At 71.7% G+C, this 26,470-nt stretch carries 24 protein-coding genes; 11 read left to right on the forward strand and 13 right to left on the reverse strand.

Translation table 11 applies throughout. The features are described from left to right. Window positions 1-125 precede the first annotated feature (125 nt). The 3 genes from ACFCY7_RS09235 to ACFCY7_RS09245 form a co-directional block, all read right to left on the reverse strand. Window positions 126-1,319 (reverse strand): hypothetical protein, encoded by a 1,194-nt coding sequence (locus ACFCY7_RS09235; RefSeq protein ID WP_376482797.1) that lies wholly within the window; start codon window positions 1,317-1,319, stop codon window positions 126-128. 130 nt (window positions 1,320-1,449) lie between these two features. Beyond that, window positions 1,450-2,637 (reverse strand): sensor histidine kinase, encoded by a 1,188-nt coding sequence (locus ACFCY7_RS09240; RefSeq protein WP_376482799.1) that lies wholly within the window; start codon window positions 2,635-2,637, stop codon window positions 1,450-1,452. 11 nt (window positions 2,638-2,648) lie between these two features. After that, entirely contained in the window at window positions 2,649-3,305 is a 657-nt protein-coding gene (locus ACFCY7_RS09245; protein WP_376482851.1) for a response regulator transcription factor, read from the reverse strand. Window positions 3,306-3,545: 240 nt separating this feature from the next. On the opposite strand from ACFCY7_RS09245, the gene ACFCY7_RS09250 reads away from it, so the two are divergent. From ACFCY7_RS09250 to ACFCY7_RS09265, 4 genes are read left to right on the forward strand one after another with little or no spacing between them, the layout of a single operon-like run. Next, window positions 3,546-4,082 carry a hypothetical protein gene (locus tag ACFCY7_RS09250; RefSeq protein ID WP_376482801.1) on the forward strand — a complete coding sequence of 179 codons (537 nt, stop codon included), beginning with the start codon at window positions 3,546-3,548 and terminating at the stop codon, window positions 4,080-4,082. Further along, window positions 4,079-5,227, forward strand: coding sequence for a peptidoglycan-binding protein (locus ACFCY7_RS09255; RefSeq protein WP_376482802.1), 1,149 nt, complete (start codon window positions 4,079-4,081; stop codon window positions 5,225-5,227). Before ACFCY7_RS09250 ends, ACFCY7_RS09255 begins: the two co-directional genes overlap by 4 nt. Next, entirely contained in the window at window positions 5,224-5,946 is a 723-nt protein-coding gene (locus ACFCY7_RS09260) for an ABC transporter ATP-binding protein (RefSeq protein WP_376482803.1), read from the forward strand. The genes ACFCY7_RS09255 and ACFCY7_RS09260 overlap by 4 nt, the downstream gene beginning before the upstream one ends. Further along, a complete protein-coding gene (locus ACFCY7_RS09265) occupies window positions 5,943-7,148 on the forward strand; it encodes an ABC transporter permease (RefSeq protein ID WP_376482805.1) in 1,206 nt (401 codons plus the stop codon). Before ACFCY7_RS09260 ends, ACFCY7_RS09265 begins: the two co-directional genes overlap by 4 nt. Window positions 7,149-7,349: 201 nt before the next feature. Here ACFCY7_RS09265 and ACFCY7_RS09270 read toward each other — a convergent pair whose 3' ends face one another. Next, window positions 7,350-8,894: an MFS transporter gene (locus ACFCY7_RS09270; RefSeq protein WP_376482806.1), complete on the reverse strand. Its 1,545-nt coding sequence runs from the start codon at window positions 8,892-8,894 to the stop codon at window positions 7,350-7,352. A gap of 186 nt (window positions 8,895-9,080) precedes the next feature. Here ACFCY7_RS09270 and ACFCY7_RS09275 point away from each other — a divergent pair, with 186 nt between their 5' ends. Continuing rightward, window positions 9,081-10,145 (forward strand): nitrous oxide reductase family maturation protein NosD, encoded by a 1,065-nt coding sequence (locus tag ACFCY7_RS09275; protein ID WP_376482808.1) that lies wholly within the window; start codon window positions 9,081-9,083, stop codon window positions 10,143-10,145. A 56-nt stretch (window positions 10,146-10,201) separates the two neighbouring features. Then, entirely contained in the window at window positions 10,202-11,230 is a 1,029-nt protein-coding gene (locus ACFCY7_RS09280) for a methyltransferase (protein WP_376482810.1), read from the forward strand. Between the two features lie 89 nt (window positions 11,231-11,319). On the opposite strand, the gene ACFCY7_RS09285 is transcribed toward ACFCY7_RS09280, so the two are convergent. From ACFCY7_RS09285 to ACFCY7_RS09315, 7 genes are all read right to left on the reverse strand, one after another. Continuing rightward, window positions 11,320-11,652: a TcmI family type II polyketide cyclase gene (locus ACFCY7_RS09285; protein ID WP_376482811.1), complete on the reverse strand. Its 333-nt coding sequence runs from the start codon at window positions 11,650-11,652 to the stop codon at window positions 11,320-11,322. Window positions 11,653-11,708: 56 nt separating this feature from the next. Continuing rightward, window positions 11,709-12,188, reverse strand: a complete 480-nt coding sequence (locus ACFCY7_RS09290; RefSeq protein WP_376482813.1) for an SRPBCC family protein — start codon at window positions 12,186-12,188, stop codon at window positions 11,709-11,711. A 1-nt stretch (window position 12,189) separates the two neighbouring features. Further along, a complete protein-coding gene (locus ACFCY7_RS09295; protein WP_376482814.1) occupies window positions 12,190-12,450 on the reverse strand; it encodes a phosphopantetheine-binding protein in 261 nt (86 codons plus the stop codon). A 24-nt stretch (window positions 12,451-12,474) separates the two neighbouring features. After that, the gene (locus tag ACFCY7_RS09300; RefSeq protein WP_376482816.1) at window positions 12,475-13,722 is read right to left on the reverse strand and encodes a ketosynthase chain-length factor; all 1,248 of its coding nucleotides are present in this window, start codon (window positions 13,720-13,722) and stop codon (window positions 12,475-12,477) included. Next, window positions 13,719-14,987 carry a beta-ketoacyl-[acyl-carrier-protein] synthase family protein gene (locus tag ACFCY7_RS09305; RefSeq protein ID WP_376482817.1) on the reverse strand — a complete coding sequence of 423 codons (1,269 nt, stop codon included), beginning with the start codon at window positions 14,985-14,987 and terminating at the stop codon, window positions 13,719-13,721. Before ACFCY7_RS09305 ends, ACFCY7_RS09300 begins: the two co-directional genes overlap by 4 nt. Next, the gene (locus ACFCY7_RS09310; protein WP_376482818.1) at window positions 14,984-15,454 is read right to left on the reverse strand and encodes a cupin domain-containing protein; all 471 of its coding nucleotides are present in this window, start codon (window positions 15,452-15,454) and stop codon (window positions 14,984-14,986) included. The genes ACFCY7_RS09305 and ACFCY7_RS09310 overlap by 4 nt, the downstream gene beginning before the upstream one ends. 67 nt (window positions 15,455-15,521) lie before the next feature. Further along, on the reverse strand, window positions 15,522-16,643 hold the full coding sequence (locus tag ACFCY7_RS09315; protein WP_376482820.1) for a SchA/CurD-like domain-containing protein: 1,122 nt from the start codon (window positions 16,641-16,643) through the stop codon (window positions 15,522-15,524). A gap of 243 nt (window positions 16,644-16,886) precedes the next feature. On the opposite strand from ACFCY7_RS09315, the gene ACFCY7_RS09320 reads away from it, so the two are divergent. The 5 genes from ACFCY7_RS09320 (at window position 16,887) to ACFCY7_RS09340 (ending at window position 23,418) form a co-directional block, all read left to right on the forward strand. Further along, window positions 16,887-18,545, forward strand: coding sequence for an FAD-dependent oxidoreductase (locus ACFCY7_RS09320; RefSeq protein WP_376482821.1), 1,659 nt, complete (start codon window positions 16,887-16,889; stop codon window positions 18,543-18,545). Window positions 18,546-18,863: 318 nt separating this feature from the next. Beyond that, the gene (locus ACFCY7_RS09325; protein WP_376482822.1) at window positions 18,864-19,403 is read left to right on the forward strand and encodes a sortase; all 540 of its coding nucleotides are present in this window, start codon (window positions 18,864-18,866) and stop codon (window positions 19,401-19,403) included. Between the two features lie 247 nt (window positions 19,404-19,650). After that, entirely contained in the window at window positions 19,651-20,223 is a 573-nt protein-coding gene (locus tag ACFCY7_RS09330; protein ID WP_376482823.1) for an AraC family transcriptional regulator, read from the forward strand. A 135-nt stretch (window positions 20,224-20,358) separates the two neighbouring features. Continuing rightward, entirely contained in the window at window positions 20,359-20,718 is a 360-nt protein-coding gene (locus ACFCY7_RS09335) for a hypothetical protein (protein ID WP_376482824.1), read from the forward strand. A 303-nt stretch (window positions 20,719-21,021) separates the two neighbouring features. Beyond that, a complete protein-coding gene (locus tag ACFCY7_RS09340; RefSeq protein ID WP_376482826.1) occupies window positions 21,022-23,418 on the forward strand; it encodes a SpoIIE family protein phosphatase in 2,397 nt (798 codons plus the stop codon). 53 nt (window positions 23,419-23,471) lie between these two features. Here the strand turns inward: ACFCY7_RS09340 and ACFCY7_RS09345 are convergent, their stop codons facing one another. Beyond that, window positions 23,472-24,563: a PP2C family protein-serine/threonine phosphatase gene (locus ACFCY7_RS09345; protein WP_376482828.1), complete on the reverse strand. Its 1,092-nt coding sequence runs from the start codon at window positions 24,561-24,563 to the stop codon at window positions 23,472-23,474. A 304-nt stretch (window positions 24,564-24,867) separates the two neighbouring features. Then, window positions 24,868-26,469 carry a hypothetical protein gene (locus ACFCY7_RS09350; protein WP_376482830.1) on the reverse strand — a complete coding sequence of 534 codons (1,602 nt, stop codon included), beginning with the start codon at window positions 26,467-26,469 and terminating at the stop codon, window positions 24,868-24,870. Between the last annotated feature and the right edge of the window lies 1 nt (window position 26,470).

The following is a 26,470-nucleotide window of genomic DNA, read 5'->3' on the forward strand; positions in this document are numbered from 1 at the left end:
TGCGCTGTTCTACCCTCGGAAGGTATAGCCGCCGGGCGGGCAGGCGTCGGATCCCACGCGTGGTCCACGACAGCGCCGGACCCGACCGCGAGAACAACGGACCACCCGCGGTCGAGGGGACTCCCTCACTGGCCGTGCGGACGCTGCTGGATCTCCGAATCCGGCGGTTGGGGGTTCTGGCCCCGGAAGCGGGTGAGTGTCTTGGCGAGGGCCTTCCATGGCGAGGGGTCGTCCTTGGTGGCCGCAGGCGATGTCGTCCGGGGGGCACCGTTGCCGCTCGTGGCCTCGGCGAGGGCGTCGAGCGCCGACTCGGCGGCCTCCCGGTACAGGTCGCAGGACGCCGTCATGGCTTCGAGCGCCTTGGCGTACCTGGTGACCATGGCCCGTGCGTGGACCAGTTCCTCGTCGGGGGTGAGGAGGTGCCAGCCTTGGCGCAGGCGTGTGAGGGGCTGTTCGGCGTCGGTGGGCAGCGGCTGGGGCAGTGAGGCGAACTCCTCGATCTTGTCCAGGAGCTTGGTGGGTTCCGTGCCGTCCAGGAAGACGTTGCGGATCGTGAAGTGGTCCGCGTCGTAATCGGGGGCCTGCGGGGTCGGGGGCACGATGACGGCGCCGCCGCGCGGTAGCCCCACACCCAGCTCGCGCTTCATCACGAAGTCGGCGATCAGCGCCTGCTCCGGCGTGGCCCGGTGTTCGACCACCCGGTGCCGCAGGCTCGGCGGCAGGAACGCCGTGATCGGCCGGCGTCCCAAGGCGTCCGGCGTCATCGCCTCGTGCACCACGACATGGATGAACCAGCTCTGCCGGGTGCAGGCCCGTAGCAGGCGGCGCAACTCGTCGTCGTCCTTCGGCAGGTAGTTCGTCGACCGCAGGCGCACGTCGGGCACCGTGTCGTGGTCCCAGGCGACCTGGTCGCTGTCGGGCCAGAACACGGTGGCCGGCGAGGGCCAGCGCGCTTCCCACGCCCGCTCGGCCTCGGTGGCGAGGACCCAGGTGACACCCTCGCCCTTCGTGCGGCGGGACCCGGGCTCGTACGTGGTCAGTTGGGCACGCACCGTGACGCCGTCGGCCACGCGCCAGCGGGCCTCGAAGAGGCGGCGGGCGGACGGGCCGGGGTCGGCGGACTCGTCCCGGGGGTACAGGTCGGTGGAACGCGCCGCCTCGACGGGGTCGAGTTCCAGGAAGTCGTCGATCACCCGGGCCGCCTTGAGGGCGATCAGGTTGCGCCGGACGTCCAGCTCGGGCTCGGGCCCGAGGTGGCGCCCGCGCCCGAGCCAGGCGGTGTCGGGGACGGTGGTCGATGAAGTGCTGTTCTTGTCCATGGAACCGTTCGGTGGACGATCAGGGCCCGACCAGTATGGTCCGCGATCCGGGGGAGGGAAGCGGCACCCCGTCCGCGCCGTCGTGGATCGAATGCCCGGTCGACGCTTCGGTCGCGGCGAGTGCGCTCGGTCACCCTTGCGGAGGGTGCCGACTCTCGGGGGGCAGGGTCACGGTGACCGTCAGACCCCCGCCGGGGCGGGGGCGGGCGGTCACGTCGCCACCGTGGGCGAGGGCGACCGAGCGGACGATGGACAGGCCGAGGCCGGCGCCCTTGGCAGTGACGAGGCGCTCGGTGCCGAGGCGGCGGAACGGTTCGAACAGGGTGGGGAGCTCGTAGGGCGGGACTTCGGGGCCGGTGTTGCCCACCTCGATCTCGGCCCGGCCGTCCTCAAGGGTGCGGCTGGTGACGCGTACCCATCCGCCGTCGCCGGTGTTGTGCCGTATGCCGTTCTCCACGAGGTTCTGGACGATCCGTTCGAGCAGCAGGGCGTCCCCGGTGGTCGGGGCCGGGCCCGCCTCCTCGTGCACGGTGATCCCGGCCTTGTCGGCTTCGGGGGCCCTCTGGGCGGTCACATGGGTGACCACGTCGGCGAGGTCGAGATTCTGCTGATCGGGGAGGTGGTTCTCCGAGCCGGCCAGCAGGAGCAGTCCGCTGATGAGCCGCTCGTGCCGGTCGTTGATCTCCAGGAGGTCCTCGCCGAGCCGTTTCACGTCGGGGGAGGCCGTCTTGCGGTGCATGGCCAGTTCGACGAGGGCGCGCCCCACGGTCAGCGGGGTGTGCAGTTCGTGCGAAGCGTTGGCGACGAAGCGACGCTGTCCGTCGAAGGAGCGGTCGAGTCGTTCGACCATGAGGTCGAAGCTGTCCGCGAGGTCCTTCACCTCGTCGTCGCGACCGTCGAGGGCGATGCGCTCGTGCAGGCCGCGGTCGGCGGCCGGCGCGGAGGCGATGCGGCGGGCGGTGTCGGTGACCCGGTGGAGGGGAGCCAGTACCCGGCCGGCGATGAGCCAGCCGAAGCCCGCCGCGACGCCGCCGACGAGGGTCAGCGCGAGGCCTCCCTGGGTGATGAGCGAGGTGGTGGCTGCGTCGTGGAGTCTCTTCTGCTCGTCGTCCACCCAGTTGAGGCCGTCGGACGGGGTGCTCTGCGGCGAGGACGCGTTGTCGGCGGAGTCGGTGTGGACGCTCAGGTCCCCGCCCCGGTCGAGCTGCTGGGCGAACAGGACGTAGGTGACTCCGAGCAGCACGATGCCGGCGGCGAAGAACAGGCCGCCGTAGACCAGGGTGAGCCGGGCGCGCAGGGTGGTACGTCGCTTCTCCATGGGGCCCTTCGTCACGGGATCCGGTACCCCACGCCCGTGAGGGTTTCGATGACCGGTGGGTCGCCGAGTTTGCGGCGCAGCTTGAGTACGGCGAGGCGGACGGCCCCGGTGAAGGGATCGGTGTGCTCGTCCCACGCCTTCTCCAGCAGGTGTTCGGTGGAGACGGCGGCGCCGTCGGCGCGCAGCAGCTCTGTCAGGACGGCGAACTCCTTCTTCGCCAGGGGCACGTAACGGTTGTCCCGGAACACCTCGCGGCGTGCCGGATCCAGCGTGATGCCGCGCCGGCGGAGCACGGGTGGCGCGGCCGGGCGGGAGCGCCGGCCGAGTGCGAGGACCCGGGCGGCGAGCTCGGGGAAGGCAAAGGGCTTGGTGAGGTAGTCGTCCGCGCCGAGGGAGAGCCCGGCCACGCGGTCGGTGACCTCGCCGGCCGCGGTCAGCATCAGCAGTCGCGCCTGGCTGCCGGAGGCGACGAGGTGGGCGCAGACGTCGTCGCCGTGCACCAGGGGAAGGTCCCGGTCCAGGATGATGACGTCGTAGTCGTTGACGTCGGCCCGCTCCAGTGCCGCGGCACCGTCGTAGGCGACGTCGACCGCGTGGGGTTCCTGCCGTAGCCATTCCGCGATCGCGTCGGCCAGCAGCCGCTCGTCCTCCGCCACCAGGAGCCGCATCCGTTGCCGTCCTTCCCTCGGGGCCGCCGCCTGTCCGGCGGGCGGCGACTTCTCGCGCCCATGGTCGTCCACGGGGTCGTTTCCTTCGCGTAAGCGATCGTCGCCCCTTGTGGGGGATCGTCGGCCGCGTTCTTCGAAGGCGACGGCCCGGACGGGGAAACAGTGAGGTAACGGCACCAGGGGTTGCATCTCCTCCGTCGGTCGGCACCCCGCCGGCCCCTCGGCAAGGAGACGCCGCACATGCCTCGTACACGAACCCCCGCCCTGTTCCGCGCCCTGCCCTGGGCCGCCCTGGCCCTGACCCTCACCGCGTGCGGGGCGGGGGCCGACGGTGGTGGCGTGGTGGCCTCCGCGAACGGCGGTACCAAGAGCGCGACGAGCAGCGCCGGTTCCGGCCTGAGCCGGGACGAGATGAACGTGAGGTACGCGCGGTGCCTCCGGGAGCAGGGACTGGACGTGGCGGACCCCAAGCCCGGTCAGGGCATCGGGCTCTCCATCGACGGTTCGAACAAGGAGAAGGCGGACAAGGCGATCGAGGCGTGCCGCTCGGTCGCGCCGCCGGCACCGGCCGACCAGAGCGACTCCAAGGACCGCCAGGCCATGCTCGACCTCGCGCGGTGCATGCGCGAGAACGGCGTGGCGGACTTCGCCGATCCCAAGGAGGGCCAGGGCATCGACATCGGCCCCGCGCAGGCCGAGGACCCGGACTTCGGGAACGCCTGGAAGAAGTGCGGCGGCGCCCAGGGCGAGCGCGAGCAGGCGGGGAGCGCCCAGTGACGGCCGCGGACTCCGACGAAGCCTTCCGCGAGCAGCAGGCGGACCCGCCACCCCGGCGCGGCCGACGGCGGCACCGTACGCGACGCGCCGCGAAGGTGACGGCCGCCCTCCTCGTGCTGACCGCGGCCGGCGCGGGCACGGCAGCCGTCCTCGCTCCGGACGACAGGGGCAAGGCCGGAGGCAATGCGACGAACGGGCTTCCCCCGGCGACGGCCGAAGTGCTCCGGCAGACGCTCAAGGACACGAGGAGCGCCGACGCCCGGCTCGGTTTCGGGAGGGAGCGGACCGCGGTGGGCCGGCTCCCCGGCACGCTCACCCGACTTCCCGCGTCGGGCGCGGAGATCACGCGCGGCAAGGCCCTGTACGCGGTGGACGACCAGCCCGTCGTGGTGCTGTACGGATCGCTCCCGGCCTACCGCGTCCTGGCGAAGGGCTCCGAGGGACCCGACGTCAGGCAATTCGAGGAGAACCTCGCCGCGCTCGGCTACACCGGGTTCACGCCCGACGAGGAGTACAGCGACGCCACGGCGAGAGCCGTACGGCGATGGCAGGACGACCTCGGTGTGAAGGAGACCGGGACGGTCGAGCCCGGCCGGGTCCTCTTCACCGCCGGTGCGATCCGTGTCGCCGGCCTGGAGGCCGAGCCGGGGGACCAGACAGGGCCGGGTCGGAAGCTGCTGTCCTACACCGGCACGGCCAGGGCGGTCACGGCGGAGCTGGACACCTCTGACCGGCGGTTGGCCAAGGAGGGCAACGCCGTCCAGGTCACGCTCCCGGACGGGGCCGCCGTCCAGGGCACGATCGGCGAGGTCGCCACGGTGTCCAAGCCCGCGGAGGGGCAGAAGAAGGCGGAGACGAAGATCAAGGTGGTCGTGGGGCTCACGGACGCCCGGGCCCGCGAGGCCGTCCGTGCGTACGACGAGGCCGGCGTCCACGTGACCTTCACCGCGGGCACACGCGAGGACGTGCTCACCGTGCCCGTCGCCGCGCTGCTGGCCCTCGCCGAGGGCGGCTTCGGGGTGGAACTCGTACAGGGGGCGACCTCGACGTACGTCCCCGTCACCACGGGGCTGTTCGCCGACGGCCGGGTGGAGATCTCGGGCAGCGGCATCGCCCGGGGCGCCAAGGTGGGGATGCCCAAGTGATCACCCTCACGAACGTGAGCAAGACCTACCCCGGCGCGGTGACCGCCCTCGACGGGGTCACCCTGACCATCGGCCGCGGTGAACTCGCCGCCATCGTCGGACCCTCCGGCTCCGGCAAGTCGACGATGCTGAACCTGCTCGGCACCCTGGACCGGCCCACCACCGGTCGCGTACGCGTCGCCGGACACGACGTCGGTGCGTTGTCCGACACCGAGCTGTCAGCCCTGCGCGCCTCCCGGATCGGATTCGTCTTCCAGCAGTTCCACCTCTCCGCGGGCACCTCGGCCCTGGACAATGTGGCCGACGGACTCCTCTACCGCGGGCTCCGGCCGGCGGAGCGCAGACGCCGTGCGGCGAAGGTCCTCGAACGCGTCGGCCTCGGCCACCGCACGGACCACCACCCGCACGAGCTGTCCGGTGGCGAGCGCCAGCGCGTCGCCATCGCCCGCGCGGTGGCCGGCGACCCGACGCTGCTGCTCGCCGACGAACCGACCGGCGCCCTGGACTCGGTGTCCGGGCAGACGGTGATGCGGCTCCTGCGCGAACTCCACTCCTCCGGCACCACAGTCGTGATCATCACTCACGACCAGGAGCTCGCCGCGTCCCTGCCCCGCCAGGTGCGCATGCGCGACGGCCGGGTCGTCGACGACGTGATCCGGGACGACGTGATCCGGCAGGAAGTCCCCAGGGAAGCCCCGGCAGCGGAGGTGGGCCGATGACCGCCGACGTCCTGCGGCCGGCCCGCATGAGGCCCGGCGACGTGGTCAGGGTCGGCGCCGTGGGCCTGCGGACCCGCCCGACACGAGCCGTGCTCTCCGCGCTGGGCATCGCCATCGGCATCGCCGCGATGGTCGCCGTGGTCGGGGTCTCCTCGTCCTCCCGCGCCGGGCTCGACCGCACCCTGGCCACCCTCGGGACCAACCTGCTCACCGTGGCCCCGGGCGACACCCTGACCGGTGGCACGGCCCGACTCCCGGCCACCGCCGAAGGAATGATCTCGCGCGTCCGGCCGGTGACCTCCACGTCGGCCATCGGCAAGCTCCCCGACGCCGACGTCTTCCGCACCGACAGGATCCCCGAGACGGAGAACGGCGGCATCACCACGTACGCGGCACGGACGAGCCTCCCGGCCGCCACCGGGGCCGGGCTGCGCAGCGGCACCTGGCTCAACGCGGCGACCGGCAGGTATCCGGCGACCGTGCTCGGGACCGAGGCCGCCGAGCGGCTGGGCGTCGGCGACGCCCGCCCGGACACCCGCGTACTGATCGGCGGGCGGTGGTTCACCGTCATCGGCATACTCGAACCAGTAGCCCTCGCACCGGAGTTGGACTCGGCGGCCCTCGTCGGCTGGCCGGTCGCCGAGACCGTGCTGGACTTCGACGGCCGGCCCACCCGCGTCTATGTGCGCAGCACGGACGCCGACGTGGAAGCGGTCCGATCCGTCCTCGGCGCCACCGCCAATCCCGAGGCGCCGAACGAGGTCAAGGTCTCCCGGCCTTCCGAAGCCCTGGTCGCCAAGCAGGCCGCGAGCAAGGCCTTCACCGGCCTCCTCCTCGGCCTCGGCGCGGTGGCTCTGCTCGTCGGCGGCGTCGGCGTGGCCAACACGATGGTCATCTCGGTCCTGGAGCGCCGCGCCGAGATCGGCCTGCGCCGCTCCCTCGGCGCCACCAGGGGACACATCCGCAGCCAGTTCCTCGCCGAATCCCTGCTGCTGTCCGCGCTGGGCGGGGCGAGCGGCGCACTCCTGGGAGCCGTCATCACCACCGGGTACGCCCTCTCCCAGGACTGGCCCGCGGTGATACCCCTCCGGGCGGGCCTCGGCGGTGTCGCCGCCACCCTGGCCATCGGCGCCCTGGCCGGCCTCTACCCGGCCGTCCGCGCCTCCCGGCTCTCGCCCACGGAGGCCCTGGCCGCCCCCTGACCGGCCACAGCGGCCTGCCGCCTCGCGTGGAGCGAAGCGGCAGGCCGGAGGCGGTGCGGGGGACGGCCAGGGAGAGGGCCGGGCAGCGGGTTCCTTGAGCACGGCGAACACGAGGTGTACGCGGTCCGCGTCGAGCGTCTCGTCGAGCTCTTCGAGGACGTCGGCCGAGGGCGCGACGTCTCGCGCCGTGGGCGCCCGGCGCTACAGGGCGGCGTCCGCTCGCGTCTCCTGCCCGCCCGGCATCGCGCCCGCTCCCGGCCGCTGCCCGGCGTCGGCCGCGGGGACGCGTACGGTCGCGACGATGATCAGTGAGGCCGCCGCCCCCAGCGCCGCCGCCACGACCAGCACCGCGTTCAGGCCGGACGTGAACGCCTCGCGCACCAGGTGCGTCATCTCGGCGCGTTCGGCCTCCGGCCAGCCGGCAACGAACGACCGGGCGTGTCCGCCGCTCAGAACGACGGCCGCCTCGTGCGGGTCGGGGATGCCGCCGTCGGCCTTCAGCACACCCTCGATCCGCGACTGGAAGATCACGCCGTACACGGCGATCCCCAAGGCGAAGCCCAACTGGCGGAAGGTGTTGACCGCACCGCCCACCATGCCTCCGCGCTCCGGCGGCACCGTGGCCAGCGCAGCCGCCGACAGACTGGGCGTCACGAGCCCGACGCCCAGACCGGCGACGACGAGCCCCGCCACGAGGCTGCTGCCCGAGGATCCCGCGTCGAGGGTGGCCTGCATCCCGGAGCCCACGGCGATGAGTGCCAGCCCTCCTCCGATGGCCGCCCGTGGCGGCCAAGGACCGAAGCGGCCCGCGAGGACGGACGCGAGGAACGCGGAGGCGCACATGGGCAGGATGTACAGACCCGCTTCGACGGGCTCGTACCCCAGGACGGACTGCATCCACAGGGACTCGTACAACAGGTAGGCGAACGCGGCTCCCTGCAGGAACAGGGCGCCGGTCATGATGCCGGTGAACGACGGTCTGCGGAACAGCGACAGGTCGAGGATCGGGTTCTCGACCCTCCTCTCGACCACGACGAACAGGGCGAGGGCGACAGCCGCCGTGCCGAACAGACCGAGGGTGAAAGGGGTCGTCCAGCCGTCGGAGTGGGCGCGGATCAGCCCGAAGGTGAGAGCCCCGCTCGCCACCGTGAAGGCGACGGTGCCGAGGACGTCCGCACGCTGCCGACCCTGCCCCTTGGCCTCCCGGACGGACAGGAGCGTCATCGCGACGGCGGCCAGGCAGACCGGCAGGTTGACGAAGAAGATCCACCGCCAGTCCAGGTACTGGGTGAGGAGTCCGCCGACCACGGGCCCGGCCGCGGCGGCGACCGAGTTGGTGGCGCCCCACACGGCGAACGCCACCCCCCGGTCCCGGCCGCCGTAGTGCATGCCGAGCAGGGCGATCGTCGTACCGAACATCCCGGCGGCGCCGATCCCCTGCACCGCGCGGGCGCCGATCAGCACACCCGCGTTCGGGGCGACCGCGCACGCCACCGACGCCGCGGTGAAGACGATCAGCCCGACCAGGTACACCCTCCTGCGGCCGATCCGGTCGGCGCGGGAACCGACGCCGAGCAGCAGCGCCGCCAGCGCCAGCGCGTACGCGTCGACCACCCACTCCAGCTCGGAGAGCGTGGCGCCGAGGTCGGACGCCATGGCGGGCAGCGCCACCGTCACGATCGTGACGTCCAGCAGGAGCATGAACGTGCCCAGACAGATCGCGGCCAAGGGCCACCACTTGCGCATCCGAACCCCTTCGCCGCCCGCCGCACCGAAGACGTGCCCCCGGCGGCCCCCATGATCCACGGAGGAGCGGAGATCGCCGTGAGGACCCGCGCGCCACGCCCAAGCATGGACCGCAGGGAGGTATGCCTAGGTCCGCCTGGGGGATCACCGGTGGCAGGCCGGAATACGCGCTCTTAGCTTCGGCACATGACCAAACGACAGATCGCCCTCCTGGCCTGCACCGTGGCCCTCACGGCCTCCGGGCTGGGCGCAGCAGCGCCCGGCGCCGGGAGCCGTACGGCGCACCTGGTGAAGCCCGGCGAATCGATCCAGAAGGCCGTGGACGCCGCGAAGCCGGGGGACACCATCGTCCTGACACCCGGCACCTACCGCGAGAGCGTCCGCATCACCACCCCGCGCCTGACGCTGCGCGGCTCGGGCCCGGCCTCCACGGTCCTCGTGCCCGGCGACGCCGCGGCCGACGACACGTGCGCCAAAGCCGGTCACGGCATCTGCGTGACCGGGACGGACGGCCACCCCGTCGAGGGCGTCACCGTGCGCTCCCTCGCCCTCAGGGGCTACACCGCCAACGGCCTGTGGGCCTCCCGCACCGACCGGCTGACGGTCCGCAAGGTGCTCGCCGAGAAGAACGGGAAGTGGGGCATCGCCCAGGAGAGATCCACACGGGGCGTCTTCAGCCACAACACCGCCCGGAACAACGCCGACGCCGGACTGTTCCTGGCCAACACCACCGACACGGAGGCCGGCGCCACGGACGCCGAGGGGACGCGGGTCACCCACAACAACCTGTCCGGCAACCGGATCGGCCTCACGGTGCGGCGCCTGCGGAACGTGACCGTCGACCACAACGAGGCGACCGCGAACTGCGCCGCCGTCTTCGTGGTGGGCGACGAGTCCAAGCCGCGTGCCGGAGCGATGACCCTGCGCCGGAACGACATCCACGCCAACAACAAGTACTGCCCGAAGACCCCCCGCCTGCCCTTCCTGCAAGGCTCGGGCATCGTCCTCACCGGCGCCGAGGAGACGGTGGTGGAGAAGAACCGGGTCGTCGGCAACGTGGGCGCCTCGCCGCTCTCGGGCGGCATCGTGCTGTTCAAGAGCTTCGTGGGCGTCCTGAACGAGCAGAACGCCATCCGCGACAACGTGGTGATGCGCAACAGCCCCGCCGACCTCGCCGACCGGGACACCGGCAAGGGCAACACCTTCACCCGCAACACCTGCACCCTCTCGGAACCCGCCGGAATGTGCTGACCCACCGGTTTCCCCCCCACATCTCCCACGGCACACAGCAAGGACAAGGCGAACAGATGACAACGGTTGATCCGGCTCCCGCCCCGCCGATGCGGCTGAGGGAACTCGTCTTCGGGGCGGCGTGCGCCGCCGCCGTACGCGCGGCCGCCCGCCTGGGCGTGGCCGACGCCCTGGGCGACACGCCCATGACCGCGGAGGACCTCGCGGCCGCCGTGAAGACCCAGCCGCGGACACTGCGCAGGCTGCTGCGCGCGCTGTCCTGCCAAGGGGTCTTCACCGAGCTGCCCGACGGCACCTTCGCCCACACGGAGATGTCCCGCCTGCTGCGCGAGGACGACCCGCACAGCCTGCGGTACATCGCACTGTGGTGCACCGAACCGTGGACGTGGGACGTCTGGCCGAAGCTCGACGAGGCCGTGCGCTCCGGACGGAACGTCTTCGAGGACGTGTACGAGAGGGAGTTCTTCGCGTACCTCAACGAGGACGCGCCCGAGTCGGCCCACGTCTTCAACCGGGCCATGACGACGTCGAGCAGGCAGTCGGCACAGGACGTCGCGGACCTCCTCGACCTCGGGGACGTGTCCTGCGTCGCGGACATCGGCGGCGGACAGGGACACGTCCTGGCCAGCCTGCTGGAGAAGCACCCGTCCCTGAACGGCGCGCTGCTCGACCTGCCGGGCGTGGTGGAGAACGCCGACCCGCGCCTGCGGGACGGCGGCGCGCTGAGCCCCCGGGTCCGCGTGGTCGCCGGCGACTGCCGCGAGGACATCCCGATCCAGGCGGACGTGTACATCATCAAGAACATCCTGGAGTGGGACGACGACAGCACCCGCAGGGCGCTCGCCAACGTCCGCAAGGCGGCGCGCCCCGGCGCCCGGGTCGTCGTGATCGAGAACCTCGTCGACGACACGCCCTCGATGAGGTTCACCACCGCCATGGACCTGCTGCTGCTCCTCAACGTCGGCGGTGCGAAGCACACCCGGCAGAGCATGGTCGACCGGCTGACCGACGCGGGACTCGTCATCGGCGAGATCCGCCCGGTCAACGCCTACCTCCACGCGTTCGAGTGCACCGTGCCCGCCTGACGGGACGAGGGAGACGAAACCGAGGCCGCCCGCTCCGCGTCGTTCGCGGGGCGGGCGGCCTCGGGTTTTTCTGCCGTGTACCCGGGGGATCAGGAACCGGCGTCGCGCTCCCACTGGTAGAAGCACTGCGCCATGGCGTCCTTGGGGCTCCGCCAGGTCTGCGGGTCGTACGCGCTGACGTACGCCGACAGCTTCTCGCTGGCGTCCCGGAACTCGGGGTGTCCGGTCAGCTTCGCGATGGCCGGTGACGGGTCCTGCTCCGACTCGATGAGGTGCAGGTACACGTCGCCGAACTGGAACAGGCGACGCCGGGTGACGCCGACCAGGTGCGGGAGCTCCCCGCGGTCCGAGGCGGCGAACACGTCGGCGATCGCCGGGGCCGAACCGGGCGCCATGCGGGCGACGATCAGAGCGTGGTGCATCGAGCGTCCTTCCAGGTGAGACGAGCGGGTGTACGGGTCTCCGCGGCCGGGTTCGGTCAGCCGGGCAGGACCGGGGCGCTCCGGCGGTCGCGGGCGACCTGCTCGATGCGGTCCCGGATGAGGGCCATCTGCGTGCGGGAGTTGCGGTTGATGTTGTCGGTCATCCAGGCGTCGTCGACCGGGGCGTCGGGCTTCATCGCGAAGTCCTGCACCCAGCGCATGTGGACGCCGGCCGGGGTCTCCTCGTACTCCCACCGGATGTCCATGTGGGCGAACGGGCCGGTCTCGACGCGGCGGGCGCGGACGGTCCGCCCGGGACGGTCGACGGTGCGCTCCGACACCCAGCTCCAGACCTTCCCGGACTCGTCCGGGTGCATGGTCAGGCGGAAGGTCGTGGAGTCGCCCTCGCGGGAGAGCACTTCCAGGGAGGCGTACTCGCTGAAGAGGTCGGGCCACTTCTCGATGTCGTTGGTGATGTCCCAGACGAGGTCGAGCGGGGCGTCGACGGTGATGCTGTTGTCGGTGTGGCCGGCCACGTCAGACTCCCGTCTTGAGGGTGTTGTTGACCAGGCCGAGGAACTCGGCGGGCGTCTTGCAGCGCTCGGTGTCGGTGGGCAGCGCCACGCTGTACCGGTTCTCCAGCTCGCCGACGATTCCGAGCAGGCCGAGCGAGTCGAGGCCGAGGGCGGTGAACGGAGCGTCCGGTTCCTTCTCCAGCTCCCGGGCGTCGACGGTGACCCCGGCCGCCTGCTTCATCAGCGTGGCGAGTTCGTCGAAGGTCAGTGCGGTGGTGATCATCTCTGCTCTCCTTCCCGCCCGGTCCTACCGGGCGGAGTCGTCGCCGCGGCGCACGACCAGCGCCGCGTTGGATCCCATGAGTCCCCGGCTGAGGACGAGGGCGGTGCGCAGCTCGGCGGGGCGAGCGCGGGACGTCACCAGATCGAGGTCGTGGCAGATGTCGAACACGTGGGGCGTGGGCGGGACCACGCCGTGCTCCATCGCGAAGACCGCGGCGGCGGTGTCCAGGACGGGCGCGCCGCAGTAGGCGCGGCCGATGCCCGTCTTGGGCGCCGTGACGGGTACGCGGGTGCCGTGCGCTCCGAGGGCGTCGGCGATCGCCAGCGCCTCGGCGCGGTCCGCCTCCGGCACGCCCAGGGCGTCGGCGAAGACGACGTCGATCTCCTCCGGGGCGCACTCGGCCTCGTCGAGGGCGACACGGATGGCACGGGCGAGTCCCTCCCGGGATTCCTCCCAGCGGGAGGCGCCGGTGAACGTGGCGCCGTGACCGGCCACGACGGCCCGGACGTCCGCTCCCCGGGCGCGGGCGCGGGACTCGTCCTCCACGACCAGCATCGCGCCGCCCTCCGCCGGGACGAAGCCGCAGGCGCCGGCGGTGAAGGGCCGGTAGGCGCGGTCCGGGTCCTCGACGGTGCTGAGCTCGGGGTATCCGAGCTGGCACACCATCGAGTACGGGGCGAGGGGAGCCTCCGCGGCGCCGACGAGCAGCGCCCCGGTGCCGCGTCGTACGGCCCGAGCGGCGTGGGCGATGGCGTCCAGGCCGCCCGCCTCGTCGCTCGCGACCACGCCGCACGGCCCCTTGAGGCCGCTCCGGATGGAGATCTGGCCGGTGCTCGCGGCGTAGAACCAGGCAATGGACTGGTACGGGCCGACGAACTTGGATCCCTGGCCCCAGAGCTTCTGGAGCTCTCGCTGACCGAACTCTCCGCCTCCGGACCCGGCCGCGGTGACCACGCCGAACGAGAAGGGCTCCTCGGGGTCGTTCCGGGCGAGGCCGGCGTCGTCGAGAGCGAGTTGGGCCGCGGCCATGGTGTAGTGGCTGAAGCGGTCCGTCTGGACGAGGAAACGGTCCTCGATCAGGGTGGAGGCGTCGAAGCCGCGGACCTCGCCCGCGACCTTGAGAGGCAGGTCCTCGCATCCCTCACGGGTGATCCGGTCCAGTGCGCCGACGCCTTCCCGGACGGACTTCCAGTACGCGTCGGCGCGCAGTCCGTTGGGGGCGATCACGCCGATCCCGGTGACGACCGCGCGCCGTGGGCGCTCCGTGCTCATCGTGTCCTCCCACCCGATCGCGTCAGGAGGACCGCGGACTGGAAGCCGCCGAATCCGCTGCCCACGGAAAGCACGTTCCTGAGCTTCCGGGGGCGGGCGGTGCGCGGCACGTAGTCCAGGTCGCACTCGGGATCAGGGGTCTCGTAGTTCGCCGTCGGGGGTACCACCTGGTGCTTCAGTGCCAGCACGCAGGCGGCCACCTCGATCGCACCGATCGCGCCCAGCGAGTGCCCCACCATGGATTTGATGGAGCTCATGGGCGTGTCGTAGGCGTGCGCGCCCAGTGACCGCTTCACGGCGGCGGTCTCGTGCCGGTCGTTCTGCCGGGTGCCCGAGCCGTGCGCGTTGACGTAGTCGATCAGCGTGGGGTCGAGCCGGGCCTGGTCGAGCGTGGAGTCGATCGCCCGGGACATCTCCAGCCCCTCGCCGGTCAGACCGGTCATGTGGTACGCGTTGCCGAAGGTGGCGTAGCCGCCGATCTCGCAGTAGATGTGCGCACCTCGTGCCCTGGCGTGCTCGTACTCCTCCAGGACGAGGACGGCCGCGCCTTCTCCCATGACGAAACCGTTGCGGTTGTTGTCGAAGGGCCGGGAGGCGTGCTCCGGGTCGTCGTTGTCGGGCGAGGTGGCCTTGATGGCGTCGAAGCAGGCCATGGTGATGGGGGAGATGGGGGAGTCCGACGCACCTGCGATGCAGACGTCCGCCCGGCCCTCCGCGACGGTGTGGAAGGCGTAGCCCACGGCGTCGAGGCCGGAGGTGCAGCCGGTGGAGACCGTCTGCACCGGGCCGCGGGCGCCGTACTGCTCGGCCACGACGGAGGAGAGCGTGCTCGGCGAGAACGCCATGTGCAGCTTGGGGCCGGCCGCGCGGTGGTCCACGTCCCACCGTCGCCCGCCCTCGCTGACCAGGACGTAGTCGTGTTCGAGCCGGGTGGTGCCGCCGACGGCGCTGCCCAGGGAGACGGCGACGCGCCAGGGGTCTTCGGCGTCGGTGTCGAGTCCGGAGTCGCGGACGGCTTCCCCGGCGGCGACGACGGCGAACTGGATGTACCGGTCGGCGTGGCGGCTCACGTCCGGATCCAGTCCGTGGTCCGCCGGGTCGAAGTCGCACTCGGCGGCTATGCGGGAGCGGAGCCCGACCGGGTCGAACAGGGTGATGCCGCGGGTCGCGGTACGGCCGGAGGCGAGCAGGTCCCAGAACGCCTTCGCCCCGGTGCCGCCTGGAGCGACCACACCGATGCCGGTGACGGCCACTCGCCGGGTCACTCGATGGCCCCGCTTCGCTCGGACACCCGTCCCGGGTCGTGCACGGTCAGGTGCGGGCCCGCCGCGGCGAGCTCGGCCTCGTCGGTGATCTCCGTGTCGACGTGGCCGAGGCTCGGCCGGGGGGCGAGCGGGCCCAGGTGGAAGACCATGCGGGCCTCCACATCGCCCACGTTGCGGAAGCGGTGCCGTACGTCGATCGGGATCAGGAGCCCCTGATCGGGCTGGAGCGCGTACGTGTCGCCATCCAGATCCACCTCCAGCGCGCCCGAGACCACGTACACGAACTCCTCCGAGTACGGGTGGTAGTGCTCGCCGATGCGCTCGCCGGGCTGGACGATGGCCAGGCCCATGAAGCCACTGGTGGAACCCACGGTGGCCGGCGTGAGCATGGCCCGCAGGTCACCTCCCCGCCTGCGGTTGGGTTCCGTATCGCTCAGGTTCACGATGTGTGGACGCTGCTTGAGCATGGTTGCTACCTCCAGATGTGACAGTGACGTGCTGGGGAACGACCGCGGTGCGAGCCGCGGCCGGCCGTCAGGAGTGCGCCGAACGGTCCGTGACGGGCAGCATGTCCGCGTGCGACAGAAGCCGGTTGATGTTGCGCTCCGTCTTCAGGGAGCCCTCGACGCCGATCGCGGCGCCGTCGAGGAGGCGTTCCAACTCCGCTGCCTTCCCGGGGCCCTTGAGCCCGAGGGAGGCGACGGGGTCGAGGTCGAGGTCGCCCGTGACGTCGACGAGGCGCACCACGATGTCGTCGCGCTGGAACACGGTGCTGCTGTGCACCGGGCTGTCCGGATCGTCCGCGGCGGTCCGGTCCTGATGGGAGAGCAGCCGGGCGAGCGCCGCCCCCTGGCCTTCCTTGGCCGGGTAGTACAGCGCGTGCCGTCGCAGACCGGCCGGCGCAGGCTGGTCGGACACCACGTGGTGGACGGCCGGCAGCGCGGCCCGGGTGAAGAACACGCGTGCCGACTCGGGGTCGGTCAGGTCCCGGTCCTGCTCGAGGTACGGGTTGATGGCCTCCTCGACCGCGCGCACCTGGGGCTGACGGGCGACGTGCCGCAGCGCCACGAGCAGGTCGCCCTCCACCTCCACGGCACGCACGACGCGGTTGCCGTGCATGAAGAGGGAGGTGCGGCGCAGCCGCGTGGTCTCGTCGACCTGGGCCTGGGGTGACTCGTACCCGGCCAGGATCTCCGCCACCTTCGACTCGGAACCCGGCTTGACGGTGAAGGTGAGGGCATGGCGTGCCACGTTTTCGCCCACGCGGGGCTCCACCTGCACGCCGGCCGACGACGCGGCGCGCGAGGTCGGCTGCCCGGCGTTGGTCTCCCGGAGGATGCTGTAACGCATCGAGCGGGTGTCCCGGACGCAGCTGTGCATCGGCTTGACGGTTTCGACGTGCTCCTCGCTGTTCACCCACGCGAGGAACGGCGGGGCGCTCTCCCACTCGCTGGTGATGAGCCACTGCGAGGGGTTCTCGATGGACTGGCAGAGCTGGTCACTGATGTGGCCGGGAACGGAGGCGACCTGCTTGCACATGAGTTCGTACGCGTCCAGGAACTGCTGCTGCGCTCCTTCGTACAGGTCGAGCAGGAGGATCACCCGCAGCCTGGAGCCGTCGAACACGGACTGCGAGATGCGTCCCGAGGGGGCCATCCGGCACACCTCTTCTCTTTTCGGTGGTGGGGGGGTGGGGAGACGACCTGCCTGGCCTGGCGGATACGCCGAGGCCGGCATGTGTCGATCCTTGACAGGAGCGCCTCCAGCGCGCGACCCGCATGAAGCGGACGAGTGAACCGCGTGTCATACGGGTGCCCCGGGCACGCGAACCCGTCCCCGAAGGGCATGAATCTGCATCCCATCCTCAACTCGCGTCGCAGGCGACGCCGGAGACGAGCAATGAACCGATTCGACGCGGCCGAAGCAACCGTTCACCGCACACCCGTACTCATCGTCGGCGGCTCGTTGGTGGGCCTGTCCACCTCGCTGTTCCTGGGGCGTCTCGGCGTGCCGCACACACTGGTCGAGCGCCATGCCGGTACTTCGATCCACCCGCGCGGCCGTGGCAACAACGTCCGCACGATGGAGCTGTTCCGCAGCGCCGGGCTGACGCGGTCCGTCCAGGAGGCCGCGTCGGTCCTGGCACCCAACAACGGGATCCTGCAGACGCCGAGCCTGGTGGGCGATGTCGGCGAGTGGCTGTTCAAGAACATCGACCCCGGCGGCGGGGTCGCCCGCTTCAGCCCCGCCGGGTGGTGCCTGTGCAGCCAGAACGATCTCGAACCGGTGCTGCTGAAGCACGCCGTGGAGCTCGGCGGAGACCTGCGGTTCGCGACCGAGCTCATGTCCTTCGAGCAGGACTCCGAAGGGGTGACCGCACGGGTCAAGAGCCGCGGCACCGGTGAACACACCACCATCCGCGCGGACTACCTCGTCGCGGCGGACGGCCCGCGCAGCCCGGTTCGCGAGCAACTCGGCATCGGGCAGAGCGGTCCGGGCGACCTCTTCCACAACGTGAGCATCACCTTCAACTCCCGCGGCCTCGCGGACGTCGTCGGCGACCGGCACTTCATCGTCTGCTACCTGACGAACCCGGAGGCCGACGGGGCCTTGCTGCCGGTCGACAACCGGGAGCACTGGGTGTTCCACGCTCCCTGGCACCCCGAACACGGCGAGACGCTGGAGGAGTTCACCGACGAGCGGTGCACGGAACACATCCGGCGGGCCGTGGGGGTGCCGGACCTCGATGTGGAGATCACGGGCAGAGCTCCCTGGCACGCGGCGCAGAGGATCGCCGAACGGTATGCGGACGGCCGGGTGTTCCTCGTCGGCGACTCCGCCCACGAGATGCCGCCCACCGGGGCGTTCGGCTCCAACACCGGTATCCAGGACGCGCACAACCTCGCCTGGAAGCTCGCGGCCGTACTGGGCGGCTGGGCCGGCCCCGGCCTGCTCGCCTCCTACGGCGCGGAGCGCCGACCGGTCGCGGAGACGACGAGCTCCCGGGCCGCGGCGCGGTCGGTCGAACACAGCCACCCCGGGTACACCCCCGGCCCCGGAGCCGGCGGCCCCGTCGGGAAGAAGGGCGGCATCCTCAACGAGGTGCTCGGCTACCGCTATCCGCAGGGCGCCGTCCTAGGCGTCGACCGGACGATGCCGGTCGTGCCCGACGGCCTGCGCCTGACGGGCGAACCCGGAAGCCGGGCACCCCACATGTGGCTGAACCGCGCCGGCAGCCGGGTCTCCACCCTCGATCTGTACGAGCGGTCCCTGGTGCTTCTGAGTTCCGAAGACGGCGCCGGCGACTGGCACACCGCGGCGACACGCGTCGCGCAGCAGCTGTCGGTGCCGCTCGACTCGTACCGGATCGGCGTCGGGCCCGACGCCGAGCTCTCCCCCGCGAGCGAAACGGACTGGGCGGAGCTTCACGGCGTCACGCCCGACGGCGCGGTACTGGTCCGCCCCGACGGGTTCGTCGCGTGGCGGTCCGAAGGGGCGTCGGCGGATCCCGGAGCGGCGTTGCGGCAGGCCCTCACGGCGATCCTGGGCCGGGACTGACCGCTTCCTCGTGGCCGGCACGGCAGGGCTGGAAGCCTCCGCCGTGAACGGGATCAGACAGCATCGACGACGCTCGTGATCCCTGCGTCTAGCCCGTTCGCGCGCAGGGCGCCGTCCGATTTCGAGCACCGCACTTGCCGCCGTGACCTGCGGAAATGATCACCGGCAGGGCAGATCAAGACCCCGACCGGGGGACAGCGCGCGCGAATCTCGCGTTGCGGTGCTCACCGGTCGGGGTTCTTCTCGTGCACGGAGCACAGCACAGGCGCCGCGCTGCCCAGCCGGCCGGGAAAGCTCCGCCGAAGGAGAGAAGAAAGCATGCGTCTCGCACGTAAGGGTCCCCAGCTCGTCCTGGTCCTGGGCGCCCTCGCCCTGTCCGCATCCCCCGCCGTCGCGGCGCCCGACGGTGACGTCCGGGTCAATCCGGGGAACGCGGCCCCCGGGACCACCGTCACCGTCAGCACCACCGCCTGCGGCAAGGAGACGTACGGCAAGGGCGAGTCGGAAGCGGGCGGGAAGTTCCACCTCCTGCCCGGCGACCGGGAGGGCGTCCTGGTGGGTCGGTTCACGCTTCCGTTGGACGCCGTCTCCGGCACGGACACCGTGACCCTCAAGTGCCCGCCCCGCATCAAGCAGACCGTCACCTACCAGATCTCCGGCCAGCCCGTCGGTGCAGTCGAAGCGGGCTTCGGCTGGGCCGCAGGCGCAGGCGCAGGTGCGGGCGAAGGTGCGGACGGGGGCAGCAGCGGCAGCGGCAGCCCGTACGCCCTCGGCGCGTTGCTCCTCGGCGGCGCCGCCGCCGGCGTCCTGGTCAGGACGCGCCGCCGCCGCGCCACCGCCGCCGGGAATGGCGCCTGAGCCCACGGCCACGGCCACGGCTCCGGCTCTGGCTCCGGCTCCGGTTCCGCGAGGAGATCCGGTACGCCATCCAGCAAAGGCACGACCCGCGTGAAGCACGGCTCCGGGCCGAAGCCCGACAGAGCGCCGTCCGGGCGCGTCCCCCTCGGTCGGGGCACTCGCCTGGACGGCCCGTCGATCACCTCGACACCCAAGGTGAGGTGCGGATCTCCCAGAACGGCAACGAGGCGGTGGTCGCGGGGGACTCGTGCTCACCGACACCTCACGGCCGAGCGAGGGGGTGTGCGCGGAGGGACGGATCGAGTCGGTGGTCATGCAGATCCCTCGTCAGACGCTGGGACTGAGCACCGACCGGGTGGACCGCCTCCTCGCACGGGACCTGGCCACGGACGTGGGGTCAGGGGCGATCCTCGCCGACTTCCTGAGGACACTGTTCATACGAGGGCCGGAATGCGACCCGGAGGAGCTGCGCGGAGCGGGGTCCGTCGCTCTCGACCTGGCCACGGCGTTTCTCGCGCGACGGCTCGGCGACCAGCCCCTGACCGTCGCGGCACACATCCGCCAGAGCCGGCTGGAGCACGCCTACGCCGACCTGGCACGCGGGGAACTGGGCGGTCGGTCCGTTCAGACGATCGCGGCGCGCTGGGGATTCTCGAGTGCGACCGGGTTCAGCCGGGCGTTCCGCGAGGCCTACGGGATGCCCCCTACCGAACACCGGGCGCTCTCGCTGCACGCAGAGGACAGAAACCCGGCACGCCACGCACACCACCGCGCGCCGCTCGGGCCTACATTCTCCGCTGGAGACAGCGCCACAGCGTGAACGGAGGGTCGGGACGACAATCCGGCCCGGCGCCCGCATGCCATCGACAGTGGCATCGGCCTGTGACATTCGCGTCTCCATGCCCCTCGCCTTCCCGCGAGGAGGCGTCCGAGCTTCATCTCATGGGGGACAAAAATGAGCGTGCGCAAGAAGGTCGCCACCACTGTCGCGGCCTCTGCCCTTGCCTTCGCCGGGTTGCTGGGCTCCGCGGGTCAGTCGTTCGCCGGATCGAACGGCCAGCAGCTCCGCTTCCACGACACCAGCACCGTCGTCTATTCCATCCGCGTCGAGGGCTACAACCAGAGCGGCGAATCGGTGTCGGGCTGCTTCAGCACGCCGAGCAAGGACACCTGGATCAGCGGCTGGTGGTGGAAGGGGGAGGTCAGAGTCACCTTCTACAAGAACAACTCCTGCTCCTTCGCCACGTACTACGACGACACGATCGTGTGGGTCCCCACCGAGCAGAGCGGCGACTGGACGACCGTCTACTCCTGACCCCGCCCGTCCACTCCGGGATGACAGGGGGAGCGGACTGCGCGTACCGACGGGCCTCCGCGGCTGACGAGAGGCGCCTGACGGACAAGATCCGGTTCAGGCGCCTCTCGTGCTGCTGCTGGAAGAAACCGAGCTTCCTTCAGGATCGAGCGAGATCGAGAGGGCGATGCCCGGCAGGGTGTCGGAGATGTCAGCGCGGGTCGGGGCAGAAGCGTCGACGGCTCCGGTGGCCGGCGCATGCCGCCCTGGGCGGACCGGACCGAGCGCACTGCGGTCGCGACCGCTCGGAAGGATGATGGGACCATGGAAGGGCTACCTTTCACTCCTCCCGCCGGGGCGGAAGAAGGTGGGCGCCTGGGTCCGCCCCCGGCCGCTTTCGCCCTGCTTGCCGCAGACGGGGTGCTCGTCGGGTGGAGTCGTGAGGCCGAGGCCCTACTGGGATATCCCGCTTCGGAGGTACTGGGACGCCGGGCGGCGGACCTGCTCGTAACCCCGCACGCCGAAGGCGACGGATCGGAAGAGCGGCGGCCGGATCAGGGGCTGCGGTTCGGTGGGACGCGCGGTGCCGTCGTGGACGTGCGTCACCGTAGCGGACACACCGTGCGTGTGGCGGTGACTCTGCGTCCCCTGACCTCCGCATCCGAAGGGGACTCCACAGGCCGGGCCCCTTCCGCCGTCCTCATGGCGGCCGAGCTGGAGGGGCTTCGCTGGTGGGAGACCCGACAGGCGATGCTGCAGGGGCTCGTGACCCAGTCGCCGGTGACACTGACCATCTACGGACCCGGTGCGCGCCTGTTGTGGGCCAACGCATCCAGTGTCCGGGAGCTCGGTGGCGACCTCACGGCATCGCTGGGCCGCTCCATGACCGAGCTCTTTCCCGGCGATGTCCTCACCACCCAGCATCTGGCGCCGCCCGAGGACTTCGTCCGGCAGATCCTCGAGACCGGTGAGCCGGTCATCGACGTGCATTTCCGAGGGCGGGCCCCGGCCGACCCGCGGCGTGAGCGCGTCTGGTCCTCGTCCTATTTCCGACTGCTTGACGGCCGGGGGGAGCCGGTGGGCGTGTGCGAGCAGTCCATTGACGTCACCGACCACTACCGTGCGCAGCAGCGCCTCTCGCTCCTCGCGGAGGCCGGTGCACGGATCGGGGCGACGCTCGACCCGTCCGGAACGGCGGTGGAGCTCGCCAAGATCGCCGTGCCGCAGTACGCCGACGCCGTGCTGGTCGACGTGGCGGCAGAGGTGCTGGAGGGAGAGGAGCCGAAGCCCGTCACGGCATGGGACCTGGTACGCGTGGCCGATTCCGACGAAGAATCCTCCCAAGTGGGGGAGCGGGTCGCGTACGCCGCCGGGTCGTCGCAGGCCGACAGCCTGGCCGCGGGCCGTGCGACCGCGGACGCCGTGGTCGCGCCGACACGGCTGTACGTCCCGCTGATCGTGCGGGGGACGCCGTTGGGTCTTGTCACCTTCGTACGGGGCGAGGACTCGGAACCCTTCGACGACGGCGATCGGGCGGTGGCAGAGGAGCTGGCGTCGCGGACCGCCGTGTGCATCGACAACGCCCGGCGGTACCGCCGGGAGCGCACCGCCGCGTTCATGCTCCAGCGCAGTCTGCTGCCACGATCGCTGCCCGAGCTGAGCGCGGTCGAGGCGGCGAGTCGCTATCTGCCCGCCGACAGCCACCTCGGTGCCGGCGGCGACTGGTTCGACGTCATTCCGCTGTCCGGCGCACGTGTCGGACTCGTGGTGGGGGACGTCGTCGGCCACGGGCTGGGAGCCGCTGCCACCATGGGGCGCCTGCGCGCGATGGTGCACACCCTGGCCGAACTGGACCTCGCGCCCGACGAGCTCCTTGCCCGGCTGAACGATCAGGTCGGCAAGGACGCGTCGGACCAGAACGTGAAAGGCTCGGACGGCAGTGGCGCCGTCGGAGCGACGTGCGTCTACGGGATCTACGATCCGGCTTCCCGGACGAGCACCTGGGCGGCGGCGGGACACCTGCCGCCGGCTGTGGTGCAGCCGCACGGCCCCGTCAGCTTCCTTCACCTGCCACCGGGGGCTCCTCTGGGCGTGGGGCGGCTTCCGTACGAGGGCGCGGAAGTGGCGCTCGCCGAGGGAAGCCTGGTCGTCCTGTTCACCGACGGCCTCGTGGAGGCCCGGGGGCAGGGCGTCGACGTGGGGTTGCGCCGCTTGGCGGCTGTGCTCGGGGAGCAGCGAGGATCGTCGTCCGACCTGTTGTGCGCCCGGATCGTCGCGGAGCTGGCGTCGGACCAGGTGCGGGACGACGCGACGCTCCTCGTCGTGCGCACCCGTGCGCTGGACGCACGCCAGGTGGCGGCCTGGGAGTTGCCCTCGGACCCCGCGCTCGTCGCCCGCGCACGTTCGATGGCCGCGGAACAGCTTGCGCGGTGGGGACTGGACGATCTGGCCTTCACCACGGAACTGGTGGTCAGTGAACTGGTCACCAACGCGATCCGTCACGCCTCCGGCCCGATCGGTCTGCGCTTGATCCGGGACCGTTCTCTCATCTGTGAGGTCTCCGACTCGCAGCACACCTCACCGCATGCCCGTTACGCCGGCAACGACGAGGAAGGCGGACGCGGACTGTTCATGGTCGCCCAGCTCACCGACCACTGGGGTACGCGTTACCTGCCGACAGGTAAGACGATCTGGGCGGAACAGGCCTTGCCCGTGCCTTGACGGCCACCCGCCGCCCGCCGCTCGTGGGGCGGCACCTCGCCCACGGGCACGGCTCAGGGAGTGTGCAGGCGTACGGCCAAGGCGGCGATGTCGTCGTCGAGGCTGCCTTTGCTGTGACGGAGGAGGTCGTGGTGCAGGGCCGTGAGCAGATCACGGGGAGGTGTGGGGGGCTGTCGGCGCATCCATGCTGTCAACGGGAAGAACTCGCCGTCCCGGGCGCGGGTTTCGGCGATCCCGTCCGTATAGAGGAGGAGGAGTTCGCCGGGGGCGAAGTCGAAGGCGTCCGCGTGGTAGTGGTCGCCGAGCAGTTCCGCGAGGCTGAGGAGGGGCGAGGGGGCGGACGGCTCGAGGATGCGCACGTTCTTGAGGCTGTGGATCAAGGGCGGGGGGTGTCCGCAGTTGACGATGGTGATGTGGCTGCCTTGATGCGGGATCTCGACGAGCAGCGCGGTGGCGAAGCGTTCCATCGGTGCCTCGGGTGGATGGGCGGCGTTGTGCCGGGCACAGCCGGCATCGAGCCTGCGGGCGACGTCGGCCATGGAGGCCTCGTCGTGTGCCGCCTCCCGGAAGGCGTTGACGATCGCCGCGGCCGCTCCCACTGCCGGCAGGCCCTTGCCCCGCACGTCGCCGATGAGCAGCCGTACCCCGTACGCAGAGTCGACGACCTCGTAGAAGTCCCCGCCGATGCGGGCCTCTGCTGCGGCTGCCAGGTACAGCGATTCGATCTCGACGTTCCGGAAACGGTGCGGCAGGGGCCGCAGCACCACCTGCTGGGCCGCGTCGGCGACGAGCCGTACCTGAAAGAGCGTGCGCTCCCTTTGAAGCCGGACATGGCTTCCGTACGCGGCGGCCACGGTGACCGCGATGATTCCCCCGCACGTCCACCACGTCCCGAGGTCGGGGAAGACGAGGCTGAGGCCGATCATCAGAAGGAGGCAGACGGTCCCGAGGAGGACGGTCGGGAGCACCGGCCACATGGAGGCGGCCAGAGCCGGCGCCGCGGGCAGGAGGCGGCTGAAGGCCATCTCCGGCGGAGTGGCGTAGGCCAGGCTGGCGATCACGACGGTCAGAATCACCGGCGACAGCCGCACGAGCCAGCCGTAGCCGTAGCTCCGACGGAGCCGCGGCTGTCCGGACTCGATCATGAATCCCAGAGTATCCGCGAGGGGCCCGCTCAGCGACGTGACGAGCGGGCTCCGCGTGTGACGGAGCACGCCTGCCGGCTCGCGAGGGCGCAACCGCGTGATGCGTCACTGACTCGTAGGAACGGGAAGGTCACGGACGGTGTCATCGAATGCCAAGAGCGTCCTTCCTGCTGCGTCAGGCCCGCGGACGGCAAGAATGACGGTTCGGTGAGCCGATGGCGGGGTGTCGGACCGCGGTGAGCCCGTTGTGAGAGCCGTCTCGCAGGCGTCGCCCTTCGTGCGGCGGACGGGAGGCGGCGTCGCGTCAGTCCACCGTGTCGAACACCAGTCCACTGCTGCCCTCGCCGAAGCCCGGGCGCTTGCGGCGGCCGATCCAGGTGTGGGTCGAGCCGTCGGACCAACGGGCGTACTGCCAGGCGCGGGTGATCTCCGCCCCGTCTCGGGGGACCTCCTCCTCGTGCAGCAGCAGGTCGGCGCCCGGGGTGAGCAGGGTGCCCCGCGGCAGGGGGTCGGGGCCGCCTGTGGGGGAGGGCATGGTGCCCCGGCGCAGGTGGTGGCCGCCGCCCCGGGGCGCCTGGGGGATGAGGGGGAACCAGTGGGCGGGGACCGAGGAGGCGAGCCGGTAGCGGCCGGGGACGGGCGCGGGGACGGGGGCAGGCTCCTGCGCCCGGTGGACCGGGCGGCCCGCGGCGCCCTCGACCGACTCCTCCAGCGCCCACGCCAGGTTCGCGCCCTCGTCCCGGAAGAGGCGCACCACCTCCAGCGGTTCGCCCTGGAGGGAGACGGGCAGCGTCGGCGAGATCAGCATCCGGTCGGCCCGCCCGCCGTCCGAGCCGCTGTGGCGGAACAGGCTCCAGTCCTGGCCGTCGCCCTGGAGGTCTCCGGCCGCCCGCACCAGGGTGCGGCGCCCGAAGCTGTCCGTCACCACCAGGGAGTCGACGTGGACGACGGAGCCGACCGGGGTCCGCAGCGGCATCAGGTACCAGTCGTTGCCGTAGACCACGGCGTACTCGACGAGCAGCAGGCGGGCCAGGTCGCGGCGCTCGGCCGTCAGCGACCCGAGGTCGACCCGCGCGTCCTCGAACTCCCACCAGCGGGGCGCCGGGGCACCGGCGAACGACGCCGGGGCGGGCAGCGAGGTGGCGACGACCTCGCTGCCCTCGCCGGGAGCCGGGTCCAGGTCGAAGGAGTACCAGTCGAGGCGGGCGCCGTCGTACTCGGGCGCGGTGAGTTCGGCTCCCGGGGCGGTGAGGGTGAAGCGGTACTCCATCCGTTCCGGACGCCAGTACTCCGCCGCCTCGCCCTCGGGCCAGCACGTCGCGACATGGGCGAGCCAGGACGAGGCGAGCCGGGCCAGTGCGGGCACCTGGTCCGCCGGGGCCTCCAGCCAGTCCGGGACCGTGCCCCGGGCCAGGGCGGTGAGGACGGGGGCCAGGAGCTCGCCGTCGGGCGCCCGGCGGTGGTGCAGGGCCAGCCAGCGGCCGGTGTCCGGGTCGAGGTCGCCGCCCCGCGCGGTGAGCGGGCAGTGGGTGAGGAAGGCCCCGGCGTACGGGGCGAGGTTGGGCTCGGTGGCGAGCAGCCGCAGCCAGTGCCGGCCGCTGTCCACGGCCGCCCGCAGCCCCGACAGCCCGCCGCCGTCCTCGGCCTCGACCGCCGCCTCCAGCGGACGGTCCGGCCGGTACGGTTCCGGCTCGCCGCCCGGCGGCCGGCAGGTGGTCAGCGGCGCGACCTTCGCCCGCAGCCGCACCGAGACGGGGCTGCCGGTGTCCTCGCCGGTGAACTCGCCGAGCTGCCACTGCCGGGCCAGCAGCCACAGCGGGTCGTGCACCTGGGCCTGGAGGCCCCCGTCGAGGGCGTCGAGCCGGGCCCGTGGCTCCAGACGGGTCCAGGAGGTGATGGAGGGCATG

Origin of the sequence: Streptomyces sp. NPDC056361 (genome assembly GCF_042262805.1) — a bacterium.
Lineage (GTDB): Bacteria > Actinomycetota > Actinomycetes > Streptomycetales > Streptomycetaceae > Streptomyces.